General features: G+C 29.0%; 23 protein-coding genes and 1 pseudogene. 15 read left to right on the top strand and 9 right to left on the bottom strand.

Features of this window, described 5'->3' with window-relative positions:
* Positions 1-9: 9 nt before the first annotated feature.
* A complete protein-coding gene (locus CINS_RS00115; RefSeq protein WP_039648814.1) occupies positions 10-489 on the bottom strand; it encodes a hypothetical protein in 480 nt (159 codons plus the stop codon).
* Positions 486-1391: an RluA family pseudouridine synthase gene (locus CINS_RS00120; RefSeq protein WP_039648815.1), complete on the bottom strand. Its 906-nt coding sequence runs from the start codon at positions 1389-1391 to the stop codon at positions 486-488. Before CINS_RS00120 ends, CINS_RS00115 begins: the two co-directional genes overlap by 4 nt.
* 79 nt (positions 1392-1470) lie before the next feature.
* Between CINS_RS00120 and purB the strand changes: the two genes are divergently transcribed.
* From purB to CINS_RS00175, 11 genes are all read left to right on the top strand, one after another.
* On the top strand, positions 1471-2808 hold the full coding sequence (gene purB / locus CINS_RS00125; protein WP_039648817.1) for an adenylosuccinate lyase: 1338 nt from the start codon (positions 1471-1473) through the stop codon (positions 2806-2808).
* A 4-nt stretch (positions 2809-2812) separates the two neighbouring features.
* A complete protein-coding gene (locus tag CINS_RS00130) occupies positions 2813-5182 on the top strand; it encodes an aerobic ribonucleoside-diphosphate reductase Ia, B1 protein subunit NrdA (protein ID WP_039648818.1) in 2370 nt (789 codons plus the stop codon).
* A gap of 15 nt (positions 5183-5197) precedes the next feature.
* Positions 5198-7183, top strand: a complete 1986-nt coding sequence (locus CINS_RS00135) for an OPT family oligopeptide transporter (protein WP_039648820.1) — start codon at positions 5198-5200, stop codon at positions 7181-7183.
* A gap of 2 nt (positions 7184-7185) precedes the next feature.
* On the top strand, positions 7186-7986 hold the full coding sequence (locus CINS_RS00140) for an undecaprenyl-diphosphate phosphatase (RefSeq protein ID WP_039651248.1): 801 nt from the start codon (positions 7186-7188) through the stop codon (positions 7984-7986).
* Positions 7987-8090: 104 nt separating this feature from the next.
* Positions 8091-9899, top strand: coding sequence for a threonine--tRNA ligase (gene thrS / locus CINS_RS00145; RefSeq protein WP_039648821.1), 1809 nt, complete (start codon positions 8091-8093; stop codon positions 9897-9899).
* Entirely contained in the window at positions 9896-10417 is a 522-nt protein-coding gene (infC, locus tag CINS_RS00150) for a translation initiation factor IF-3 (RefSeq protein WP_039648822.1), read from the top strand. The genes thrS and infC overlap by 4 nt, the downstream gene beginning before the upstream one ends.
* A 3-nt stretch (positions 10418-10420) precedes the next feature.
* On the top strand, positions 10421-11134 hold the full coding sequence (locus CINS_RS00155; RefSeq protein WP_039648823.1) for an EcoRI family type II restriction endonuclease: 714 nt from the start codon (positions 10421-10423) through the stop codon (positions 11132-11134).
* Positions 11134-12231, top strand: a complete 1098-nt coding sequence (locus tag CINS_RS00160) for a DNA adenine methylase (protein WP_039648824.1) — start codon at positions 11134-11136, stop codon at positions 12229-12231. The genes CINS_RS00155 and CINS_RS00160 overlap by 1 nt, the downstream gene beginning before the upstream one ends.
* Positions 12232-12432: 201 nt before the next feature.
* A complete protein-coding gene (rpmI, locus tag CINS_RS00165) occupies positions 12433-12624 on the top strand; it encodes a 50S ribosomal protein L35 (protein ID WP_012660788.1) in 192 nt (63 codons plus the stop codon).
* A 98-nt stretch (positions 12625-12722) separates the two neighbouring features.
* Complete coding sequence (gene rplT, locus CINS_RS00170; RefSeq protein ID WP_039648826.1) at positions 12723-13076, top strand: 50S ribosomal protein L20; 354 nt, start codon at positions 12723-12725, stop codon at positions 13074-13076.
* The gene (locus CINS_RS00175; protein WP_039648828.1) at positions 13054-13944 is read left to right on the top strand and encodes a DNA ligase; all 891 of its coding nucleotides are present in this window, start codon (positions 13054-13056) and stop codon (positions 13942-13944) included. Before rplT ends, CINS_RS00175 begins: the two co-directional genes overlap by 23 nt.
* Here the strand turns inward: CINS_RS00175 and CINS_RS00180 are convergent.
* The 4 genes from CINS_RS00180 to CINS_RS00195 are packed head-to-tail and all read right to left on the bottom strand — an operon-like array spanning position 13927 to position 17666.
* Positions 13927-14745 (bottom strand): cation ABC transporter, integral membrane protein, encoded by an 819-nt coding sequence (locus CINS_RS00180; protein WP_039648830.1) that lies wholly within the window; start codon positions 14743-14745, stop codon positions 13927-13929. The two genes, CINS_RS00175 and CINS_RS00180, sit on opposite strands and share 18 nt — an antisense overlap.
* The gene (locus CINS_RS00185; protein WP_039648832.1) at positions 14738-15487 is read right to left on the bottom strand and encodes a cation ABC transporter, ATP-binding protein; all 750 of its coding nucleotides are present in this window, start codon (positions 15485-15487) and stop codon (positions 14738-14740) included. The genes CINS_RS00180 and CINS_RS00185 overlap by 8 nt, the downstream gene beginning before the upstream one ends.
* Positions 15487-16818, bottom strand: coding sequence for a nickel/cobalt transporter (locus CINS_RS00190; protein ID WP_039648834.1), 1332 nt, complete (start codon positions 16816-16818; stop codon positions 15487-15489). The genes CINS_RS00185 and CINS_RS00190 overlap by 1 nt, the downstream gene beginning before the upstream one ends.
* On the bottom strand, positions 16815-17666 hold the full coding sequence (locus CINS_RS00195) for a metal ABC transporter solute-binding protein, Zn/Mn family (protein ID WP_039648836.1): 852 nt from the start codon (positions 17664-17666) through the stop codon (positions 16815-16817). Before CINS_RS00195 ends, CINS_RS00190 begins: the two co-directional genes overlap by 4 nt.
* Positions 17667-17784: 118 nt before the next feature.
* Here CINS_RS00195 and CINS_RS00200 point away from each other — a divergent pair, with 118 nt between their 5' ends.
* The 4 genes and pseudogenes from CINS_RS00200 to CINS_RS00210 all read left to right on the top strand — a co-directional run bounded on the left by CINS_RS00200 (position 17785) and on the right by CINS_RS00210 (position 19649).
* Positions 17785-18135 carry a transcriptional repressor gene (locus CINS_RS00200; RefSeq protein WP_039648838.1) on the top strand — a complete coding sequence of 117 codons (351 nt, stop codon included), beginning with the start codon at positions 17785-17787 and terminating at the stop codon, positions 18133-18135.
* The gene (locus CINS_RS00205; protein WP_039648839.1) at positions 18132-18842 is read left to right on the top strand and encodes a class I SAM-dependent methyltransferase; all 711 of its coding nucleotides are present in this window, start codon (positions 18132-18134) and stop codon (positions 18840-18842) included. The genes CINS_RS00200 and CINS_RS00205 overlap by 4 nt, the downstream gene beginning before the upstream one ends.
* 42 nt (positions 18843-18884) lie before the next feature.
* Positions 18885-19205, top strand: a pseudogene (locus CINS_RS08030) (DUF6602 domain-containing protein); the annotation flags it as partial.
* Positions 19206-19208: 3 nt separating this feature from the next.
* The gene (locus CINS_RS00210) at positions 19209-19649 is read left to right on the top strand and encodes a hypothetical protein (RefSeq protein WP_039648841.1); all 441 of its coding nucleotides are present in this window, start codon (positions 19209-19211) and stop codon (positions 19647-19649) included.
* Between the two features lie 299 nt (positions 19650-19948).
* Here the strand turns inward: CINS_RS00210 and CINS_RS08005 are convergent, their stop codons facing one another.
* Genes CINS_RS08005 through CINS_RS00220 form a run of 3 tightly spaced genes read right to left on the bottom strand, consistent with a single transcriptional unit; the run spans position 19949 to position 23960 of the window.
* Positions 19949-20227, bottom strand: coding sequence for a type ISP restriction/modification enzyme (locus CINS_RS08005; protein ID WP_158336219.1), 279 nt, complete (start codon positions 20225-20227; stop codon positions 19949-19951).
* Positions 20224-21468 carry a hypothetical protein gene (locus CINS_RS00215; RefSeq protein WP_039648843.1) on the bottom strand — a complete coding sequence of 415 codons (1245 nt, stop codon included), beginning with the start codon at positions 21466-21468 and terminating at the stop codon, positions 20224-20226. Before CINS_RS00215 ends, CINS_RS08005 begins: the two co-directional genes overlap by 4 nt.
* Positions 21468-23960, bottom strand: a complete 2493-nt coding sequence (locus CINS_RS00220) for a DNA cytosine methyltransferase (protein WP_039648845.1) — start codon at positions 23958-23960, stop codon at positions 21468-21470. The genes CINS_RS00215 and CINS_RS00220 overlap by 1 nt, the downstream gene beginning before the upstream one ends.
* Positions 23961-23994: the final 34 nt, after the last annotated feature.

Raw genomic sequence — 23994 nt, forward strand, 5'->3', positions numbered from 1 at the left:
ATAAAGTTTTTATAGTGGTATCAAAATTGATTTTTTTAATGTATTTATCAAATTTTTAGGATCTATTTTTCTAGCGTAATATAACATTCTATCCCTGTCGCTTTTATTTTTAAAAAATCTCTTTGTTATACTTGTAAAGATAATTTTACATTTACGAGAAAATATGCTTACAAATTTAGATCTTACAATAATGCATTTTGCATTTGTTTTTATAAGTAATTTTATTAAAAAAGATTTCCCGTGAAATGATATTAAATAATCTAATGGATATTTGTTTATTTGCTTTATCATATTCTCATCAATTTTATCAATAAGTTCTACGTGGTCAATAAAATCAAAATTTTTTAAAATATTTTCAGTATTTTTTCTACAAAAAACGATTGTATTTGCTTGATAAATATGTTTAATAGCATATAGCATATCTAAACTAGCAACCATATCTTCAATATTATGAGGACAAAAATATCCAACGGAAATATTTTCTTTCATCGTATTCTTTCCTCCAAAAATTCATCTTTTATATTTTTTTTAGATTGTATCAAAAATTTTTGACCTTTATATGTAAATTCTAAGCTAAAAGAGTGCAAGAGTAATCTTTTAGCACCTGTAATTTGAATTCTTTCTTCTTTATTAATTTTATCATCTAATATTTGTTCTATTTGAGATTTTTTTAAACCATATAAAGGATCGCCCAAAATTTTATGTTTCACATGAAACAAATGTAGTCTTATTTGGTGTTGTCTTCCTGTGAGAGGTTTGGCTAAAACTAAACTAGCATCTAAATTTTCAAAATATTCTAAAGTATAAAATTGTGTTGAAGCCTCTTTGCCATTTTCACAAATATGCATTCTAGTTTTTGATATGTCATAATCTTGAGCTAAATCCATTTTTTCATTTACTATAAATTCTTTTTCAGTTTTTCCTTCTACTAATGCAAGATAGCTTTTTTGCACCAATCTTTTTTCAAACATAGTTTTTAATTCAATTTGAGAATTTTTATGCTTAGCTACAAGCAAGATGCCACTTGTTTCTTTATCAAGTCTATGAGCCACACAAGCCTTTTTACCCCATAAATGCCAAATTTCATCACAAAGACTATAAGTGCAATTGCGCCCATTAGGATGAGTGAGTACTCCGCTTGGTTTTTCTATTGCTGCAAAATCTTCATTTTCATAAACTATATCCAACCCCTTTGGGTTGTTTTCATATATAATTAATTCTATTATTCCGTCTAAAATTTTATTTTTTTCTTTTACCAAAACTCCATTGCAAAAAAGTCGTTTTTTATCAATAAGTTTTTGCGCTTCATGCATAGAAATTTTTAACTCATCCATAAGCAGTCTAAATGCCTTTTTTCCATTGTCTGATAGTTTCTTTTTTATATATGCCATTTAATAACTTTCTTAGGTAAATTATAATAAAATTTAAGCTATTTTTTCATAAAAAATTATATAAAAAAAGGTCTTGGTAATGGTTGAAAGATATAGTAGAGAAATCATGGCTAAAAAATGGGATATGCAAGCTAAATATGATGCATGGTTAAAAGTAGAATTAGCCGCGGTTAAAGCATGGAATAAATTAGGTCTTATAAAAAATGAAGATTGTGAAAAAATTATAAAAAACGCAAAATTTGATATAGCAAGAATAGATGAGATAGAAAAAACTACAAAACATGATGTGATAGCATTTTTAACGAGTGTAAGTGAGAGTTTGGGTAAAGAAAGTCGTTTTGTGCATTATGCTATGACAAGTTCTGATTGTATTGATACAGCTGTTGCCTTGCAGATTAAAGATAGTTTGGAATTAATATTACAAGATATAGATCAGCTTTTAGTTGCGATAAAAAATAGAGCTTATGAGCATAAAAATACACTAATGGTAGGTAGAAGCCATGGAATTCATGGAGAGCCTATAACTTTTGGTTTAGTTTTAGCTATTTGGTATGATTGTCTTATACACGCAAAGGATTTAATTATACACGCAAAAGATGTAATTAGCTATGGGAAAATTAGTGGTGCTATGGGTAATTTTGCTCACGCACCACTTGAATTTGAAGAAGAAATTTGCAAGAATTTAGGTCTTAAATCAGCTCCAGTTTCAAATCAAGTCATACAAAGAGATCGTTATGCACAAGTAATTTCAGCTTTAGCTATTTTAGCTTCAAGTTGTGAGCAAATTGCTGTTGCTATTCGTCATTTTCAAAGAACAGAAGTTTATGAAGCAGAAGAATATTTCTCACAAGGTCAAAAAGGAAGCTCAGCTATGCCTCATAAAAGAAATCCAGTTTTAAGTGAAAACATTACAGGGCTTTGCAGAATGATACGAGCATATGTAACTCCTTCCTTAGAAAATGTTGCTTTATGGCACGAAAGAGATATATCTCATTCGAGTGTTGAAAGATTTGTATTACCTGATGCTTTTATAACAACTGATTTTATGTTATCAAGATTATGTGGAGTGATAGAAAAATTACTTGTGTATCCAGAAAATATGATGAAAAATTTGAATTTAACCGGAGGATTAGTATTTTCTCAAAGAGTGCTACTTGAATTGCCTTTTAAAGGTATAAGTCGAGAAGAAGCTTATAAAATAGTTCAAAGAAATGCTATGAAAGTGTGGGGTGATTTGCAAAATGGCAAGCCTGCGCTAAATGAAAAAGGAGAAAGTTTGTTTTTGATTGCTTTGTTAAATGATGAGGACTTGAAAAAATCTTTAAGTGAGGCAGATATTAGAAACTGCTTTGATTATGGTTATTATACTAAAAATATAGATCAAATTTTTGAAAGAACATTTAATAATAGGGGTTAGTTGTATGAAAGTTTTAAAAAGGAATGGGAGAACTGAAGAACTGGATGTTTCTAAGATAAAGAAATATACAACCGATGCGGTTGCAGATTTAGATAATGTAAGCCAAAGCGAGCTTGAGGTAGATGCAAAAATACAATTTCGTGATGGTATTAGTACTGAAGAAATTCAACAAACTCTTATAAAAACAGCAGTAGATAAAATTGATATTGATAGGCCAAATTGGACTTTTGTTGCCGCAAGATTGTTTTTATATGATCTTTATAAAAAAGTAAGTGGATATAGTGGATATAAACATCTAAGAGATTATTTAGAAAAAGGTGAAAAAGAAGGTAGAATTTTACTTGGATTGAAAGAAAAGTATGACTTAGATGATCTAAATTCTTACATAGATCCTAGTAGAGATTTGCAATTTACTTACCTTGGTATTAAAACTCTTTATGATAGGTATTTAATAAAAGATTCTAAAGGTATGCCAATTGAACTTCCTCAACATATGTTCATGGCAATAGCTATGTTCTTGGCTCAAAATGAACTAGATTCTCAAACTTGGGCAAAAAAATTTTATGATCTTATATCTAAATTTGAAGTAATGTGCGCAACTCCAACTCTTTCAAATGCGAGAACTACTAGGCATCAGCTTAGTTCTTGTTATATAGGAAGTACTCCTGATAATATAGAAGGGATTTTTGATTCTTATCAAGAAATGGCTCTTTTATCTAAGTTTGGTGGAGGCATTGGATGGGACTGGTCAAAAGTTCGTGCTATGGGCGGAAGTATTGATGGTCATAAAAATGCAGCCGGAGGGATAATACCTTTTTTAAAGATTACCAATGATATAGCAGTTGCGGTTGATCAATTAGGAACTAGAAAAGGTGCAATAGCTGTTTATATAGAACCTTGGCATATGGATGTTAATGATTTTTTAGATTTGCGTAAAAATTCAGGGGAAGAAAGAAGAAGAGCTCATGAGCTTTTCCCTGCTTTGTGGATAAATGATTTGTTTATGAAGCGTGTGCGAGCAAATGATAAATGGACTTTATTTGATCCAGCCGATACAGCTGATTTGTGTGATTTGTATGGCAAAGAATTTGAAGATAAATATGAAGAATATGAAAAAAATGAAAAGATAATTAAAGAAATTGTCGATGCAAAGGAATTATGGAAAAAGATATTGTTAAATTATTTTGAAACAGGTTTGCCATTTTTATGTTTTAAGGATAGTGCAAATAAAACAAATCCAAATTCACATTCAGGAATTATAAGAAGTTCTAATCTTTGTACAGAAATTTTTCAAAATACAAACCCAAATTATTATCAAATTCAAGTGACATACGAAGATGGTAATGTTGAAAAATTTGATGAGAATGATGAGATTGTAATAGATGGAGGATACAAAAAACCTGCAAAGAAAATATCTACTCTTGATAGTATAAACGGAAAAAAAGTCTATATAGTAGAAAAATTTAATAATGAAGGCAAAACAGCAGTTTGTAATTTAGCTAGTATAAATTTAAGTAAAATTAACACTAAAGAAGATATTCAGAGGGTTGTGCCAGTAGCTATTAGAATGCTTGATAATGTAATTGATTTAAATTTTTATCCGCATGCTAAAGTAAAAAATACGAATCTAAAATCTCGTGCTATAGGTCTTGGAGTAATGGGTGAAGCACAAATGTTAGCTGAAGAGCAAATTTATTGGGGTTCTAATGAGCATTTTGAAAGAATTGATCGTATAATGGAAATGATTAGTTACGAAGCAATCTTGGCAAGTTCAAATTTAGCACTAGAAAAAGGAAAATATCCTGATTTTGAGGGTTCTAATTGGAGTAAAGGGATAGTACCTATAGATGTTGCTAATGAAAATGCTAAAAAATTGACTATTAGCGATGGTCTTTTCTCTCATAGTGAGTGTGATTGGGAAAAGTTAAGAGAAAAGCTAAGAAGAGATGGTATTCGAAATGGCTATTTAATGGCTATAGCGCCCACTTCTTCGATTTCAATTTTAGTAGGAACAACTCAAACAATAGAACCTGTTTATAAAAGAAAATGGTTTGAGCAAAATTTAAGTGGTATGATACCAACTGTGGTACCAAATTTAAATCTTGATACTTGGAAATATTACATTCCTGCTTACGAGCTTGATCAAAAGATTTTAGTCAAAGCAGCAGCTATCCGTGGAAAGTGGTTAGATCAAGGACAATCATTAAATATTTTTGTTTCGCTAGATAAAGCAAGTGGTGGATATCTAAATGAAATTTATCAATTGGCTTGGGAGCTTGGAGTAAAATCAACTTATTACTTAAGAAGTGAAAGTCCAGATAGTGAAAAAGTAAATGTGGCAGATCGTTCTATAGAGTGCGAAGGTTGCCAGTAATATTGGAGATATATTATGCATAATAAACAATCATTACCAGAACTTACATTTAGAGGCATTGTATTAGGGAGTATTTTGACCATTATTTTTACTGCTTCTAATGTATATTTAGGTCTTAAAGTAGGACTTACCTTTTCTACTTCTATACCAGCTGTAGTTATTGCTATGGCTGTTTTGAAATTTTTTAAAGATTCGAATATTCTAGAGAATAATATGGTTCAAACTCAAGTATCAGCTGCAGGGACGCTTTCATCGGTAATTTTTGTAATCCCAGGGCTTTTTATATGTGGATATTGGGTAGAATTTCCTTTATGGTTAACTTTTATGCTTTGTCTTTGTGGTGGAGGTTTAGGTGTGCTCTTTACCATACCTTTAAGAAAGGCGATGGTTGTTGAAAGCAAACTAGCATATCCTGAAGGTAGGGCAGCAGCTGAAATTTTAAAAGTTGCTAATAAAGATCAAGCTGATAAAAAAGGTCGCAATGGATTAAAAGAAATTGCTTTGGGTGCTGTTTTAGCTTCTATTGTAAGTTTATTTTCAAGTGGGTTTAAGCTTATTGCTAGTGAAAGTAGTTTTGCTTTTATATGGAAAAAAATGGCATTTGGATTTTCTACGGGCTATTCTGTGGCATTATTGGGTGCAGGTTATTTAGTTGGTATGGCTGGTGGAGTGGCTTTATTTTGTGGAATGGTACTAGCTTGGATGATTTTTGTACCCTATTTTTCAATGAAAGAGAGCTTTGATGCTAGTTTAAGTGCTTTAGATATAGCAAATCAAGTTTGGGTTCAAAAAGTACGTTTAATAGGTACTGGAACTATAGCAGTAGCTGCTTTATGGACTTTGATTGAGCTTTCAAAGCCAGTATATGATGGTATGAAAAATATGCTTAGAAAAACTTCGCTTAGTTTTTCACAAGATCCCAAAGATACAGATTTATCCTTAAGGACAATAATAGGATTATTTATATTAATGAGTATAGGGTTATTTGTATCTTTTTTTACTTTTGTATCTGACTCTAATTTAATTTCTGCACATCAAATTATTTTTGCTTTAGTAGGAACCCTAATAGCTATTTTTATAGGGTTTTTTGTAGCTTCAGCTTGTGGTTATATGGCTGGTTTAGTTGGTTCATCATCATCTCCAATTTCAGGAATAGGACTTATAGGCATTATGGTGTCTTCTTTAATAATTCTATTAATAGGATATAAAATAGATTTATTTAGCAATCCTTTGACGGCTAAATTTGCGGTTGCTTTTGCAATTTTTACAACTAGTGTGATTTTAGCGACTGCAGCTATTTCAAATGATAATCTTCAAGATCTTAAGACTGGATATTTAGTAGGAGCAACTCCTTGGAAGCAACAAATTGCTTTAATTATAGGATGTGTTTTTGGAGCTTTAGCTATAGCTCCAGTTTTAAATTTATTATATCAAGCTTACGGATTTGTCGGTGCCATGCCAAGAGCAGGAATGAATGTTGATAATGCTTTGGCCGCTCCTCAGGCAAATTTAATGAGTACCATAGCTCAAGGAATTTTTAATGCAAATATCGAATGGAACTATATATTAATAGGAGCTTTTGTTGGAGTTTGTATTGTTATTACAGATCGTATATTTAGAATGAAAAATTTATCTTTACCTCCTCTAGCTGTTGGTATAGGTATATATTTACCTCCTGATGTAAATACACCTTTATTTATAGGTGGATTGATGGCTTATTTAATTAAAAAGCGTCTTGAGAAAAAGTATCATAAGAATATGCACCAAAAAGAATTAACACAAGAACGGGAGCAAAGAGGAGTCTTGTTTGCTTCAGGTTTGATAGTAGGAGAAAGTATTTTTGGAGTATTAATAGCAGGATTAACCGTGCTTTCTATTAGTAGAGGTGGAGCTGAAGACCCGCTTGCTATTACAAGTTCCTTCAAAGATGATGGAAGTATTGGTTTAATAGTATTTATAGCTGTGATGTTAATTTTTATAAGAAGAGTGCTTAAAAAATGAATATAGAATATTATTATGCTTTGATTTTAGGAATTATAGAAGGGCTGACTGAATTTTTGCCAGTTTCTTCCACTGGTCATATGATTTTAGGCGCAGAAATTTTACGCTTGGAGATTAATGATTTTTGGAGAAGTTTTTTTATTGTTATTCAATTAGGATCAATTTTAGCTGTGGTTTTTATTTTTAAAGATAAATTAACTCGTAAGATTGATATATGGTTAAAACTTGCTGTGGGATTTTTACCTGCAGGCGGAGTTGGTTTTATAGCATATAAATTTTTAAAAGAACTATTTAATGGATATACTGTAGCAACTATGCTTATTTTAGGAGGTATTGTTTTTATTATTGTAGAGTTAAAACACAGAAAAAAAGATTACAATATACACTCTTTAGATGAAGTGAGTTACAAACAGGCATTTTTAATAGGATTAACTCAAGCCCTTGCTATAATACCAGGCACTTCAAGAAGTGGTGCTAGTATTATAGGTGGATTATTGCTTGGTCTTGACCGAAAAGTTGCTTCTGAATTTTCATTTTTATTAGCAATTCCAACCATGATAGTTGCGACTTGTTATAGTATATACAAAGAGCCAGAAATTTTAAGTAATATAAATAATTTCATACCTATAGCTATAGGCTTTATAACAGCTTTTATAGTTGCTTTTGTGGTAATTAAGATATTTTTGAAACTCATTAGTAAAATTGATTTTATACCATTTGGAATTTATAGAATTATTTTAGGATTTATATTTTTATGGCTTTTTACAAGCGGTATGCTTGATATAACTAAAACTAGTATTTGATGTGATAAAATATAAACTTTTAAAAAAAATTAAGTTTTCATAGCTAAAATTATTTTTAAATTTTAAGTTAATCTTATGAAATTAAATAGACGATAAAGGTAAAAATGGTAAAAGATATCATAGCATATATAGACAATGAAGTTTTGATAGATACTCAAAGCTGTAATAATACAAATCTAACCCCAGTATTTTTTGATAATTCTAAAGAAAGTTTAGAAGTAATTCGTCATTCTTGTGCACACTTAATGGCCCAGGCTATTAAGAGTTTATATCCTGAAGCTAAATTTTTTGTTGGTCCTGTAATAGAAGATGGTTTTTATTATGATTTTAGAGTAGATAGTAAAATTTCAGATGAAGATCTAGTAAAGATCGAAAAAAAAATGAAAGAATTAGCAGATTCAAAACTAGATATAACAAAATATGAATTAACAAAACAAGAAGTAAAAGAAAAATTTATTCACGATGATTTAAAACAAGAAGTATTACTAAGAATTCCTGATGGCATGGTAAGTATATATAAGCAAGGTGATTTTGAAGATTTATGTAGAGGTCCTCATGTGCCAAATACAAAATATTTAAGGTATTTTAAATTAACTCGTGTAGCTGGAGCTTATTTAGGTGGTGATGAAAAAAGAGAAATGCTTACGAGAATTTATGGGATCGCTTTTGCAGATAAAGAAAATTTAAATGAGTATTTACGAATTATAGAAGAAGCTAAGAAAAGAGATCATAGAAAACTTGGCAATGAAATGAAACTTTTTACTTTTGATGATGAGATAGGTGGAGGACTTCCTATATGGCTTAGTAATGGTGCAAAATTAAGATCTAAGCTAGAGCATTTATTATATAAGGCTCATAGATTAAGAGGATATGAACCTGTTAGAGGTCCTGAACTTTTAAAGGCTGATGCTTGGAAAATTAGCGGACATTATACAAACTATAAAGAAAATATGTATTTTACGCAAATTGATGAACAAGAATATGGCATTAAGCCTATGAACTGCGTAGGACATATTAAAATTTATCAAAACGATATAAGAAGTTATCGTGATTTACCTTTGAAATTTTTTGAGTATGGCGTGGTACATAGACATGAAAAAAGTGGAGTTTTGCACGGACTTTTTAGAGTGAGAGAATTTACTCAAGATGATGCTCATATTTTTTGTATGCCTAGTCAAATCAAAGAACAGGTTTTAGAAATTTTGAGCTTTGTTGATACTTTAATGAAAGCTTTTGAATTTGATTATGAAATGGAAATTTCAACTCGTCCTGCAAAAGCTATAGGTGATGATGAAATTTGGGATATAGCCACTAAAGCTTTAAAAGAAGCTTTAGATGAACAGGGATTAAAATATGGTATTGATGAGGGCGGTGGAGCTTTTTATGGTCCAAAGATAGATATTAAGATTACAGATGCATTAAAAAGAAAATGGCAGTGTGGAACTATACAAGTAGATTTTAATTTGCCAAGTCGTTTTAAACTTGAATACACTGATGCAGATAATGAGAAAAAACAACCTGTGATGTTGCACCGTGCGATTTTAGGTTCTTTTGAAAGATTTATAGGAATTTTAATAGAACATTGTGGTGGAGAATTACCATTTTTCATTGCTCCAACTCAAGTTGCTATTGTGCCAATTTCTCAAAATCATTTTGATTATGCAAAAGAAATCTCTAAAATACTTTTGGAATTGGGTGTTGATAGCGAGATATATCATAAGAATGAAAGCTTAAATAAGAAAATTCGTTCAGCTGAAAAAGCTCATGTGCCTATGATACTTGTTTTAGGAGACGAAGAGCTTGCAAATAAAACTATAGCTTTAAGAGATAGAAGAGCAAAAGAGCAAAAAATATTAAAATTAGATGAATTTATAACCTTGATAAAGGAGAAATTAAGTGAGGTACGCTTTTGAGTAAAGATAAAGAAGTTTTGCTAAATGATGAAATTCAAGCAGATGAGATTAGATGTATAGGTGATGATGGTAAGGTTTATGGTATTATTAGCTCAGATGAGGCTTTAGATATTGCTAATAGGCTTGGACTTGATTTGGTAATGATAGCAGCAGATGCTAAACCACCTGTATGTAAGATAATGGATTATGGAAAATTTCGTTATCAACAAGAAAAGAAACAAAAAGAAGCAAAGAAAAAACAAAAAGTTATTGATATTAAAGAAATTAAACTTTCTGTTAAAATCGCTCAAAATGATATTAATTACAAAGTCAAACACGCTAGTGAGTTTTTAGAACAAGGAAAACATGTTAAATTTAGAGTATTTTTAAAAGGTCGTGAGATGGGCTCTCCTGAAGCTGGAGTAGCCTTACTTGAAAAAATATGGCAGATGATAGAAGACATTGCAGATCAAGATAAAGAACCTTTGCTTGAAGGACGTTATGTAAATATGCTGGTAACTCCTAAAAAGAAAAAGTAAGTTATGCCAAGAGAAGCTTTAAGAAATAGTCTGAGTCAACATAAGCCGAAAAATACTTATTCAAAAAATGATGACTTGAATATAGATGAAGCTATGAGACAAACTAAATCGTATTTAGAAAATAGATTTGGAAATATTGATAATTTTTCCAAAGATCGGTATTATCTTACTATAGAAAATAAACTTGATATTTCCTTTATGATTGATAGCATAAAGGAAACAAATATTCGTGCTCAGTTTGATATGGAATATGAAAATAATTTTATAAAACCTGATGGAGGGGTCCTATTTTTGAATAATACTTCAGGGTATAAAAAAGTATTGTTAATTGCCGAAGCAAAGCGACAAGGGACAAATGATATTAGACTACAAGAAGGAAAAAACAAACAGGCTACAGGGAATGCGATAGAGAGACTAGGAAAAAATTTAACAGGTATCAAGGCCATGTTAAATCATGAAAAAATAACCCCTTTTGTGTGTTTTGGATGGGGTTGCGATTTTGCTTCAGAGCAAAAGAGTGTATTAGCAAAATTAAATGTATTGAATGAGTTTTATTATTTGAATAAAACTTATATTTTTAAAGCCGATGGCAATAGTGATCATAATTATTTCTCTCCCGTTAGTATGTATTTTAGAGAAGAAAAGTGGGAAGTTGGTGAAATGTTTGAAATTATGAAAGAGATAGCTGAGACATCTTTGAGGTATTATATTTTTTAATGAATAGTAAAAGAGAAAATCCGCAATTTTTAAAAGAACAAATTATCACTTATCTTGGTAATAAAAGATCCTTGCTTGAGTTTTTAAATAAAGGTTTTGATTACGCTAAAAATGAGCTTAGAAAAGACAAATTTAGTTTTTGTGATATATTTAGCGGTTCAGGCATAGTTTCGCGTTTTGTAAAGCCTTGTGCAAGTTTTATAGTGGCAAATGATTTAGAAGATTATTCTAGAATTATCAATGAGTGCTATTTAAGCAATCAAAATCCACAATTTTTACAAGAATTACAAAAATATTATACTTTTTTGCTGGCTGATTTAAAGCTGGAAAAAGGTTTTATAAGCAAGCTTTATGCACCAAATGATGATAAAAATATCCAAAAAAATGAGCGTGTTTTTTATACGCTTAAAAATGCAATGTATTTAGACTCCATAAGGAAAAAAATAGCAACTTTACCAAATGATATGCAAAAATATTTCATTGCTCCACTTATCTATGAAGCAAGCGTGCATGCAAATACAAGTGGGGTTTTTAAAGGCTTTTACAAAGATAAAAATGGCATAGGTAAATTTGGTGGCAATGCAGGGCATGCACTGAGTCGCATTAAGGGCGATATAGCTTTAAAAATGCCTATTTTTTCTAACTTTACTTGCGAATTTGAAGTTTTTCAAAAAGATGCAAATATTTTGGCTAAAGAGCTTGATGATATAGAAGTGGTATATTTAGACCCCCCTTATAATCAACATCCTTACGGGTCAAATTATTTTATGCTAAATTTAATCGCTAATTACAAAAAACCAAAAGAACTTTCAAAAGTCTCTGGCATACCACAAGATTGGAATCGCAGTGCTTTTAATAAGGAAAAAACAGCCGAAGATGCTTTGTTTGAATTAATTAATGATTTAAAGGCTAAGATTGTGTTGCTTTCTTATAATTGTGAGGGTTTTGTAAAAAAAGAAAATTTTTTAAAGCGTCTGAAAAAAATAGGAAAATGTGAAATTTTAGAGCAAAAATATAATACCTTTAGAGCTAGTAGAAATCTTTCTAAACGCTCCATACATATACAAGAACAGCTTTATGTGATTAAAAAATATTAATCTTGCATGTATGATTTTAATTGTTGATGTAATTTTTGTTTTAAAGCCATAGATCTTTTAAATCAAGCTTAACAATAATTTTCTATTACAACTCCTTTAGATTTTATATTTAGTTCTGTAAATAATTTTAATTTTTCTAAAGCATAATTGTAATAAAATAGTAACTTTCTTTTTATGAAAAAATTTATCCAAAGGATACACATGCCAAAAATGAAAAGCGTTAAAAGTGCTGTTAAACGCTTCAAAGTAGGTAAAAATAAAATCAAAAGAGGCTCAGCTTTTAGAAGTCATATTTTGACTAAAAAACCTGCTAAAAGAATGCGTGATCTTCGCACTTCTAAGTATGTTCATTCAACCAATGTTAAAGCGGTTGAAAAAATGTTAGGAATTTAAGCTCGCTTAAATTTTAGTTTTTGACAAAAGTCATTCAAGCTCCCCTTTAAATAAGGGCAAGATTCGTTTAACGAACGCCAATTTGTGAAAGGATAAATATGGCAAGAGTAAAAACAGGTGTTGTAAGACGCCGTAGACATAAGAAAATTCTAAAACTTGCACGCGGTTTTTATAGTGGTCGCCGCAAACACTTTAGAAAAGCTAAAGAGCAATTAGAAAGAAGTTTGGTTTATGCGTATCGTGATAGACGTCGTAAAAAACGTGATTTTCGTCGTCTTTGGATAGTACGTATCAATGCAGCTTGCAGATTAAATGATATTAGTTATTCAAGATTTATAAATGGTCTCAAAAAAGCGGGCATTGAGCTTGATAGAAAAATTTTAGCTGATTTAGCGATGAACGATGCAGCTGCTTTTGCTAAAATTGCAGATGCTGCTAAAAAAGCACTTTAATCTTACAGCAAGGCTTTTTAGCCTTGTTTTTCTCTTTACTTTCTTTTTAAATTCTCTTTTTGCAAAAGATATTTTACTTTTTAAAACTTACGATGAAAAAATTTTTCAAGATAAAAATTTAAGCCATTATTTAATGAGTGAAAAGCTTGATGGTGTAAGAGGAATTTGGGATGGCAAAAGTATGCAAACAAGAGCAAGAAATCCCATAAAACTCCCTGTGTTTTTTACAAAGAATTTCCCAAATTTTGAATTAGATGGTGAGTTGTGGATACAAAGAAATTCTTTCGAACAAATATCTTCTTTGGTTCGTCAAGATGATAGTAATTTAGAGCATTGGAAAAGTGTAACTTACAATGTCTTTGATGTGCCAAATGCTTGTGAAGAGTTTAAGCTTAATCCTTGCACTTTAGAAGCGAGATTGGAAATTTTAAAAAATTATTTATCTAAATATCCTAATGATTTTATAAAGATAATTCCGCAAATTCGTATTAAAAATCAAGAGCATTTAAAACAATTTTATCAAGATTTAGTAGCACAAAATGCAGAAGGGGTGATTATAAGAAAAAATGATGCATTATATGAGAGAAAGCGATCAGATAATGCTTATAAGTTAAAACCTTTTGAGGATGCTGAATGCGTGGTAAAAAAGCATTATGAAGGTAAAGGTAAATTTTTAGGAAAAATGGGTTCTTTGCTGTGTGAAGGATATATTGATGGCAAAAGAATAGAGTTTAAAATAGGTTCTGGTTTTAAAGATGAAGAGCGCATAAATCCTCCAGCTATCGGATCTATAATCACATATAAATACAACGGCTTTACTATTAATAAAAAACCAAAATTTGCTACCTATTTAAGAATGTATAAGTGATTTTTTTATTGCATTAAAGCAAAGATAAATTACAAATCCCATACAAGCGGTAAATATAATACACGCACCGCTAGAAAGATTAAATATATAACTAAAAGCTAGCCCTATCAGACAAAAAAATAAACTTAAAATGCTTGCATAAAACATCATCCATCCAAGTTTTTTACTTAGTCCTTCTGCTATGAAACTAGGTATACTAAGTAAAGCAATGATTAAAATCAAACCGACAAGTCTTATGCTCATAACAATACACAAAGCTATCATGAAGATTAAAATATAATAAAACAAATTAGCATTGATACCTCTAGTTTGAGCAAATTCATCATCAAAACTAATAATTTCAAATTGTCTATAAAAACAAAGAATCAGTATTATAAAAATAAAATCACAAATTAGCATCAACAAAAGATCATCATAAGATACAGCCAAGATACTACCAAATAAATATATCATCAAATCATTACTATAGCCTGGACTTAAATCAATTAAAATAATTCCAATAGCCATACCAAGAGCCCAAATGACAGCAATGATACTATCACTTCTATTAGGATAGTGCTTGCTTAAATATGCTACTATAAAAGCTAAAATAAGAGTAAATAAACTTGTGCTAACTAATATGGGTAAAGCAAAATAAAATGCTACTCCAATACCGCCAAAAGCTCCATGTGTGATTCCACCTGCCATAGAGAGTAATCTATTAATCATTACTAAGCTTCCTACACATCCACAGGCTATGCTGACTAAAATCGAAGCTAATATTGCGTTTTGAAAAAAATTGAAATTTAGAATTTCAAACATTGTGATCCTCACATAGACAAGAATTTAAACTCATTTCTACATCACAGATATGATTGTGATTTTGATATAGATGTTTAATATAATTGATTTTATCTTGATTTTTTGTATTTGTATGGATAAACATTTCTTTGTTTAAATATGCAATTTTATCACTATATGCTAGAATAATATTAATATCATGACTAATACAAATAACGCCCATACCTTGCTGATGCAACTTTCTTAGTAAATCAAAAATTTGTAGAGCATTTTTGGTATCAACGCTTGCTGTTGGTTCGTCTAATATAAGCAATTTACAAGCACCTACCAAAGCTCTTGCTATAAAAACTCTTTGTCTTTGACCACCGCTTAAAGTGTTAATTTGTTTATCCCAGAAATCTTGCATGCTAACTTGTTCTAGTGCCCAAAGTGCTGTTTTTTTATCTTCTTTTGTGTAAAAACCAAAGATTTTTTTATCTACTTGTCCCATTAGCACTACTTCTAGTACTCTAGCGGGAAAATTCAAATTTGCCAATGTGCTTTGTGGAACATAGCCTATTTGATTTGATTTAAGATTAGTTAATTTTATTTCATTTTTGCTTTTTAAAAGTCCAAGTATGAGTTTGATTAAAGTAGATTTTCCACCACCATTTGGGCCTATTATAGATAAAAAATCATTATTATCATAATGTAAATTGATATCTTTTAAAACATATTCATTGTTGTATGCAAAATTTAAATTTGAAATGTTAAATAATTCCATTAAAATACACTCGCTCTTGTGTTTATAAATAAAAACATACCAAAAGCTAGCATGACAACGATTCCTAGATATTCTAGTGCAAGTCTTAGACGCTGATGTTTTAAGCTTTTATGAAATTTATTAGCGCTAATAGCAAATAAAAATAACACTAAACACATTCCAAGTGTTATAAATACAGCTGAGCTTATAGCATAAAAAAAGCTAAATTCATAAGCAAAAACAAATAATAAAACAACCCCTGGACAAGGTACTAAGGCTGCACCCAGTATAATACCCCATTCGTTGAGTTTATTATGATTGCAGCAGGAGCAATTATATATGTGTGTGTGTAAAATTTTTTTGCTTAGCATAAATAAAGCTATAAATATAATACACAAGCTAGTGATTTGAGTTAGTATATAACCTGCTTGATTATTAACATCTTTTAATAAATTTTCAAGCAAAACTACACCTATACTTACAAGCAAGAAAGCACTTAATATATGAATAATACCTATTCTTAATACGAAATAAAAAATTTTTAAAAAAGAACTTTTATGGGTCATAAAATAAGCACTAGTTAGCATTTTTGCATGCCCTGGGGCGCTGGCGTGAAACACTCCATAAGCAAAAGAAATGGATAAAAGTATTAAAAAAGTTTTTATATCAAATTCTTTTTGCAGCAAATCTTTAATATAAGCAAAAAGGTCATTGTTAAGTTGATTTAATTTGGAGAGTAAATTCTGTGATTGCTTAGGGGTATCTTTGCTTTTTTCTATAAACATGGAATCTGGTATTTTTCCTTTATGGATTTGTAAAAACATAAGATTTAAATTAGGATTTAAAGCAAGATAATAATTAGAATCAAGCGTCATAAAACCATCGTTTTTAAATTTGAAATTAAAAAAACCTCCATCATCATGAATTTGTATGCTAAAAGTAGTTTTATCTTTAATGGGTAAATTTAATATAATTTTATATTCAAAGAATAATTGTGAATTGTTTGTATATAAGGTGGGATTTTTAAATTCTTTGATGTAAATTGTGTCATCTAAGTCATAAAATTGAAATTGTGTTAAAAAATTTTTAGGTTCTATATAATCTAAAAGCGTGTATTTAATATTTACAAGCTCATCATCATCGAATTTATTATTATAATTTAAATCATAATTTTCTAATAAAACATTAAAAAATTCTTCTGAGAATTCCCATTTTACATCAATTTGAGTAATGCTTTCTTTACTAGTATTAAAATCTAATTGTACATTTGCAGAAGGCGTATAAGCTGCGCACAAGGCACAAGCATATAAGCCTTTAAAGGCAAGAAAAAATAAAATAAACAAAATTCTCATTGTAGTGCCAAATTGAGAGCATCTACACTTTTTAACAATTCTTCATCCCAATTTCTTGCAAGATGATTTATGGAAATTATCTTAGCATTTAATTCTTTGGCTAAAGTTTTTATTGCACTTTCTGGGAATCCTGGTTGGATAAAAACTATACGAATATCTTTTTCCTTTGCAAGTAGTATTAAATTTTGTAAATCTTTTGCTTTTGGTTCTTTTCCATCAATTTGTACTGGAATTTGTATAAGATTATATCTTTTTGCTAAATAAGCCCAGCTTGGATGATATACAATAAATTCATTTTTTTTGATATTTTGCAATTTTGCTTTGATTTTTTCATCTAGTTCATCTAATTCTTTAAGAAAAACTTTTAAATTTTCTTCATAAAATGCTTTATTTTGTGGGAATACTTCGCTTAAAGCTTTACTAATATTTTCAGCTTGAATTTTTACTAAGATAGGGTCAAGCCACACGTGAGGATCTTTTCCATGCTCGTGATGTTCATGATGATTATGATGTTCTTCTTCATGATCTTCATCTTCAAAAAGTTCAATATTTTGATTGATATTAACAATTTTAACATTTTTTAAAGTATTTTTAAATTTTTCTTCTAGAATTTTTTCAAGTTCTAAATCAGCTAGAAAATAAATTTTACTTTCTTCTAATTTTTTTAACACTTGAGGTTTAAATTCTATGTTATGCTCATCTGAATTTTGTGGTATAAGGACATTGATTTCTACACTATCCTTTGCGATTTTCTCTACAAAAAATGCTTGAGGTGGTATGCTAACACTTACTATAGGTTTAGCAAAAACAAAAATGCTAAAAATACATAATAACAATAATTTTACCATCACTTCTCCTTAAAAAATCAAAATTATACATAATGCAACTTAGTTGCAACTTAAGCATAAAGTTGCAACTAAGGTATATTTTTGTGCTACAATGCTTTTTTATTTTAAGGTGTAAATGATGGAAGCAGTTGATATCCTAAAAAAATACGATATACCTATAACGACTTTGCGTGTAGAAATTTTGCAAATTTTAGCTTTTGCTAAAACACCTCTAAGTTATGATCAATTTGATCTTCAAGCTAATAAAACAAGTTTTTATCGCAATATGGAACTTTTTGAGAAGAGTGGCATTGTAATTAAAAGTGAACTTAATCGCAAGAGTTTTTATGAGTTAGCAAATCAAGCAAAAGCTCATTTTGTGTGTGATGTTTGTCATGTTATTAGTGATATTAAGATGCCTAAAATTAAAGGCGTGGTAAAGAGTGTAGTGGTAAAAGGTATATGTGAAAAATGTGAGGATGAGCAATGAATTTATGGGATAAAAAAGCAAAGGCTTACACAAGATATAGTGAAAAATTAAATGAAATTCAAAAACAAACCTTTGATAAATTTAAGGTATTAAATATAGATTATGAGAATAAAAATATCATAGATATTGGTTGTGGAACAGGAGTTTGGACTTTGCATTTAGCTAAAAAGGCAAAAGAAATTTTAGCTATTGATAATGCTAAAGCTATGCTTGAAATTTTACAAGAAGATGCAAAAACTCATGCTATATCAAATGTAAAAACTTTAAATTTAGACTTTGAAAATTTTTATAAAAACAATAATACAAAATTTGATTTAGCTTTTTTGAGCATGTCTCCTGCTTTACAAAATGAAAAAGACTATAAAGCTTTTTTAAGCTTAGCTTCTAAAAAGGTGTATTTAGGATGGGCAAGTAAGCGTAAAAGTAGCTTTTTAGATCCTATATTTGAGCATTTTAATACTGAATTTAAAGGTTTTTATAAACAAGATTTTCAAAATTTTTTAGATACCAAAAGCATTCCTTATGAATGTGAAATTTTTAACGAAACTAGAGTGGTAAAAAGAGATAAAGAAAGTGCTATGCAAAATGTTTTATGGCATTTGAGTATGAATGGTATTAATGTAACAAAGCAAGACTTAGAACCTTTTGTAAAAGATGAGGTAGAAGAGATTATAAAATCAAAAATAAAATTAATTATTTGTGGATAAAGGAAATCTATGAAATTTAGTGTTTCTGATTTTTAAAAAAATATAGGTCAAGAATTAGTCTTAAAATTTAATAGTGCTTCAAATCATAGTCATCCTCATGCAATAGGAAGGGCAATAGAATGTGGTGTCATAGAAAAACTAGAAGCATTATTACTTTCAGGTGTTGGTTTTGTAATAGATCTTTATGGTGGAGTATCAAAACAAAGCGATATTATTATTTATGAGAAGAATTTTGCAAATAGATTTATACAAAATAATGTTGAAGATTATGCGTATTATTCTTGTGAAAATGTATTAGCAGTTGGTGAGGTTAAATCAAATGCTAACTCTAATGATATCAAAGATTCTATAGAAAAATTAAAATTTGTGAAGAAAATACAAAGAGAAAAACCAGAAGAAAAAGGAGTATATAGAAATTTTTTTACTTCAACTTCTATGCAAGGATTAGAAAGTCAAAGTTTTGATCCTGTTGCTAACGAAACAGATCAGATTTTTACTTTTTTAATAGCAAAAACTCTTCCATCGATTGAAATAATTTATAAAAATTTAAAGGATATATGTGGTGATAAAAAATACCTATATCCAAATTGTTTTATTTCTATAGAAGGTAAATCATTTTATTTTGCAAGTGATGAAAGAATTAGGATTAGCGCTATAAATTCTAAAGGTATTTATAAATTTGTACTTGAAAATTCTTTTGCGTACTTTATAAATCATTTGACTACTTTTATTCAATGTGCTAGAACTACAAGGTTAAACAATTACAAATATCTTAGTTATTATAAAGAAATTATATCAAATAAATAATCTAGCAAATTATGCTAGATTAATTTTTGAAATTTCATCTTGAATTTTTAGAGTTTCATCTAAAGTTTGTATGATCAGGGTAAAATGTTTATGATCTATGTCTTCTTCTTTGTGGTTTTTTAAGTATTTATCTAGTACAGCATAACCACCTATTTAAACTCATAAATTTCAGGACTTACTTTGTAAAATACAAACTTTGTTGTATTTTATTTTTTCTATTTTAAAATTTTTATTTTTTAATGTTTGCTTGAATTCTTAAAAATACTTTTATTTTTTACAAAAAGGGATTTTGGGGAAATCTATTTTAAAAAATCAAGATATTTGTTTCTGTAATTTTTATGGGATAAAACCGCATAAATATAACCTAAAATACACTCTGGGCAAAAGCACTCTTTGTATTTTGTATTTATAAATTTTCTAAACTCCGGTGTAAAATTTTCTATCTTTTTTGAAAGGTTGCTATAAAGAGAATCTTGCTTTAAAATAGCTTTTTTGTATCTTTCTGTGGGATAGAGATAGAGAGGATAAGTGTAGCTATTACTTCCTATTAAGTGTTTGTCAATTAAATAATCGCTTATAAAATATTATTTAATTCAGCTAGATGCTTGTATTTTGTAAAATCAGAATAGTAGTAATCTATTTTATTTATTAAAGTTGCAAAATCTAAATCATTGATCAAACCAAAATCATTCGTGCTTAGCCCTATATCTAGTACAAATGTATATTTTTCAAAACTATATGTTTGTGTTGTATCGTTTTTGATTGTATTTGTCTTAGCTAATAAGCAGATATATTGAAAATTCTTGTCTATGTATGCTGTTTGATTATTGGGGTGTGCCATAGAATAGTGTTGATTTGGCGTTATTGCAATCAAGTTTTCTGCATAGTCGCTAATCGTTGGAAATTGGGATTGCGGAAATATATGGTGAATTTGTGTGGCTTTAGTATTCATCTCGCTTTCTTGTTTAACTTCTGAAAATCCATCGTTGTATTTATCATTGTATCTACGCACAAGTTTTTTAGCTTTTTGTATATCGTAGTTAGCTTTTGCTTGGATATTTTTTGAGATTATATTTTCGTGTTCTTTTCTAGTGATTGTTTTCTCTTTGTTGTTTAATTCATCTCGCCAATTTAGCCTATTGTATCTTATCTCATCTAGTGTTATTGTAGTTTTAGATATTTGACCTTTTCTTGTACCTTTTTTCTTTTTATAAAATGCCAATGGATTTATGATTTTTGTAAAGATTCTATAACACTCAGTGGTTTCGTTAATATTTGTGTGTTTTATTGTAAAACTAGCAAATCCATCTTTTAAATTTTTAAAGCTATCTTTATCTTGATTTGCAAAAAAAGTTTCAAATAAATAGTAAATTTCACTATCTTTTAACACTTTTTGTGTATATAAAAGTAAGAAATTTAATGCATTGCTTTCACGCAAAGATATATATTCTAATAACTCTAAATTATTGATTTTAAAAATCCTTTTGTTACTATGTGTTCTAGCATTTAAAATGCAGCTATATTCAAACAAATTGATAGGTTGTGAAAAGAATTTATCATATTCATTTTTAGCGCTTTTAGAACGAGTGTCTGGTTTTGAAAAAATACTCTCAACATGTTCTTTTGTGTAATCACTTTGCCAAATATCAGCAATGCTAAATTCAATACTTGTATCATATCCTGTGTATTCTAAAATGCAATCTGCGATTATTGCTAGTACATCCGGAGTGCATTTTTGGTCTATCCACCTTGCTCTCTTGGTTTTTCTTACATCATAATCTTTAGAATCTAAAAATACTTCTATATTTTTTTCTAACATTATGAATCCTTTAACGCTCCAAACCAAAAACAACTTATATTATCAATATTTAGTGTTCTAGTTTGATAATTCCTAGCAATCCTATAAAAATTTCTAAACTCATCACTAGAGATGTAATTCTGCTGATTTTGTGTAAGAGTTATGTTTTGTTTTGGGATTAAAATTGCTACAGATCCATTAACAACAAAGCCTTTTTCTTTTTTGGAAATACGTGGATTATAAGTCATATTTGGTGTTAAATACACATCATCTCTATTTAAAAATTCACTTATTTTAAACTTATATAAATTATCTTTTGTAATATAACTATCATAACCATTTATTTCTATAATATTTCCATTATTATCAATGTTGCGAGATTTAACAACTCTTATAGATTCGTTATTTTTTGTTGTAGTGGTATTTGTGTTAGTGAGTTGTCGATCTCTAAATGAATCAAAAATTCCTAGATTCATAGATTTAAATACTTTATCAAAAAATGGATTTCTATAAATAACCCAATAGGGTAATTTGTTATCAAAAATATATGACTGTTTTTGTAATAGTTTTAAATTTAATGGTAGCGATCTAATTGAAACCTCTTTTGTTTTGCCTGTGGTTATATTGATAGTTTCTATCAACACACTATTAAATCCAAGCTCACCAAAATCTATTATGGATTTAACGCCTTTATTTTGCAATTTGTATCTTGTTTGTTCATATTCTTTTGTGTTAAGTAAATTTTTAGGCATTATCATAGATACAAAATCCGCTATTTGTAATGATTTTTCTAAAAAGAATCCTGCTAGATTACTTAAATTTTCGCTAAAACTACTTAACACCATATCCTCTTGTTTTATTTTACTAAATGGCGGATTGCCAACAATCAAATCTATTTTGTCTTTATTGTTAAATTTCATAAAATCCATACAAATAAACTCTAGTTTAAAGTTTTTTGGGATTTGATTTTCATACAGCATTTTTAAAATATCAAGGCTATTTTGATTTATATCAATCACTTTTAAAATAACTTGTTTGATATGTTTATATTTTTTAAAAATAATAGGTAAAAAATTACCACATCCAGCACTTGGCTCAATAATAGTTATAGAATCTTTGGTAAAATTTGGTAATTCTTTTGCTATTTCATTGATAATAAATTTATTTGTAAAATATGCGGAATTTTGCTCTCTTTTTGCGTTTGTGAATTCAGCTAAATTTGATAGTGTAGCAGTTGAAAGATTGTTTAAGTGATTTGCTATGAATATTTTTAAATTATTGAAATCTTGTAGATTATATTTGTTGATTATTTCTAACATAATTTTACTGTTGAAATTTTGTTTTTTCATAAAAGTAGAAATTTTATCTGCTATTTGTTTAAAAATGATTGTAGGTACAGCTTCACCTATACTTTGTCTTATATTCATCTCATTTTGCTTAGAGATTTTTTGTTTCTCTTTATATGGCATTGTGTTAAGCTCTTGCAAAGTATAAGGCAACCACTTAAAGTTATTTGGGATATTCATCATAAGCATAAGCTCTCGTATTGAAAAAACTCTATCATCATTTGGGTGTATTGTATTTTGACTAGCTAATTGATCGTTTCTTGTGTGAATGCAAGGTGCTACACTATCCCATCTCTGTCTTTTATATTTATCACCATTTTTATTGGTATTGAAAATTATTTGTCCATTGACTATTTTATGTGGCTTTTTTTCATTGTCTTTATTGTCAAAAGCACTTTGTCCTTCTTTTAAGTCTTTTATCCATTCGCGCATATGTAGTGGATATAATCTAAAGCTGTGATAAAAATCATTTTTATCATACTCACCCCACTGCAAAGATTTTTGTTTTGATAGAATTGATTTTAGAGATCTTTCATTGCAAAAGTTTGGAAATAATTCAATACTAGCTATAAAATCTTTTAACTCCTTACAAACACCTATAACGATTGTTCTAGTTCTACTTGAATTTGCTCCATAATTCTTAAAGTTTATAATATCATTATAGATTGAATACTCTTGTGATAAATTTTGCTCTATCATTGTTCCTATTTCTATGAGATTTTTATTTCTATCAATGCAGCCTGTTTTATAAAAACTAGATACATTTTCCAAAATGAAGAATCTAGGCTTAATTTTTCCTATTAGTTCTACGCTTTCTACTACTAATGAATTTCTATCTATTTCATTTTGATTTTTTTTGTGATTTGCTACGCTCATGCCTTGACAAGGGGGTGTTGCTACTAAAACATCCACTCTATCGTTGCCAAATTTCTTTTTATATAAATCAATTTGTTCAAAAATTTTATCTTTTGTAACCTGTTTTTTTATATCACCATGAATGTATCCGCTTTCAAATATACATTTTTGATTTAATCGTTGTATATTTAATCTACGCTCAATTATTTCATTTGTAGCTATACATTCAAACCCTGCCTCTTTAAATCCATAGCAACCAATACCAGCAGATGAAAATAATGATATATAAGTCAAAGTTTTATTTTGTAACATATACTAAATTCCTTTAAAAATATTATTTTATAGT

The organism is Campylobacter insulaenigrae NCTC 12927 (assembly GCF_000816185.1).
Taxonomy (GTDB): Bacteria; Campylobacterota; Campylobacteria; order Campylobacterales; family Campylobacteraceae; genus Campylobacter_D; species Campylobacter_D insulaenigrae.

Coding starts and splice junctions, on each gene's coding strand:
- CINS_RS00190 (WP_039648834.1), bottom strand. CDS start 16,818: ATGAGAATTTTGTTTATTTTATTTTTTCTTGCCTTTAAAGGCTTATAT.
- CINS_RS00195 (WP_039648836.1), bottom strand. CDS start 17,666: ATGGTAAAATTATTGTTATTATGTATTTTTAGCATTTTTGTTTTTGCT.
- CINS_RS00180 (WP_039648830.1), bottom strand. CDS start 14,745: ATGTTTGAAATTCTAAATTTCAATTTTTTTCAAAACGCAATATTAGCT.
- thrS (WP_039648821.1), top strand. CDS start 8,091: ATGGTAAAAGATATCATAGCATATATAGACAATGAAGTTTTGATAGAT.
- CINS_RS00115 (WP_039648814.1), bottom strand. CDS start 489: ATGAAAGAAAATATTTCCGTTGGATATTTTTGTCCTCATAATATTGAA.
- rplT (WP_039648826.1), top strand. CDS start 12,723: ATGGCAAGAGTAAAAACAGGTGTTGTAAGACGCCGTAGACATAAGAAA.
- CINS_RS00135 (WP_039648820.1), top strand. CDS start 5,198: ATGCATAATAAACAATCATTACCAGAACTTACATTTAGAGGCATTGTA.
- CINS_RS00120 (WP_039648815.1), bottom strand. CDS start 1,391: ATGGCATATATAAAAAAGAAACTATCAGACAATGGAAAAAAGGCATTT.
- CINS_RS00130 (WP_039648818.1), top strand. CDS start 2,813: ATGAAAGTTTTAAAAAGGAATGGGAGAACTGAAGAACTGGATGTTTCT.
- CINS_RS00215 (WP_039648843.1), bottom strand. CDS start 21,468: ATGTTAGAAAAAAATATAGAAGTATTTTTAGATTCTAAAGATTATGAT.
- CINS_RS00160 (WP_039648824.1), top strand. CDS start 11,134: ATGAATAGTAAAAGAGAAAATCCGCAATTTTTAAAAGAACAAATTATC.
- purB (WP_039648817.1), top strand. CDS start 1,471: ATGGTTGAAAGATATAGTAGAGAAATCATGGCTAAAAAATGGGATATG.
- CINS_RS00200 (WP_039648838.1), top strand. CDS start 17,785: ATGGAAGCAGTTGATATCCTAAAAAAATACGATATACCTATAACGACT.
- rpmI (WP_012660788.1), top strand. CDS start 12,433: ATGCCAAAAATGAAAAGCGTTAAAAGTGCTGTTAAACGCTTCAAAGTA.
- CINS_RS00220 (WP_039648845.1), bottom strand. CDS start 23,960: ATGTTACAAAATAAAACTTTGACTTATATATCATTATTTTCATCTGCT.
- CINS_RS00185 (WP_039648832.1), bottom strand. CDS start 15,487: ATGGAATTATTTAACATTTCAAATTTAAATTTTGCATACAACAATGAA.
- CINS_RS00155 (WP_039648823.1), top strand. CDS start 10,421: ATGCCAAGAGAAGCTTTAAGAAATAGTCTGAGTCAACATAAGCCGAAA.
- CINS_RS00175 (WP_039648828.1), top strand. CDS start 13,054: ATGCTGCTAAAAAAGCACTTTAATCTTACAGCAAGGCTTTTTAGCCTT.
- CINS_RS00205 (WP_039648839.1), top strand. CDS start 18,132: ATGAATTTATGGGATAAAAAAGCAAAGGCTTACACAAGATATAGTGAA.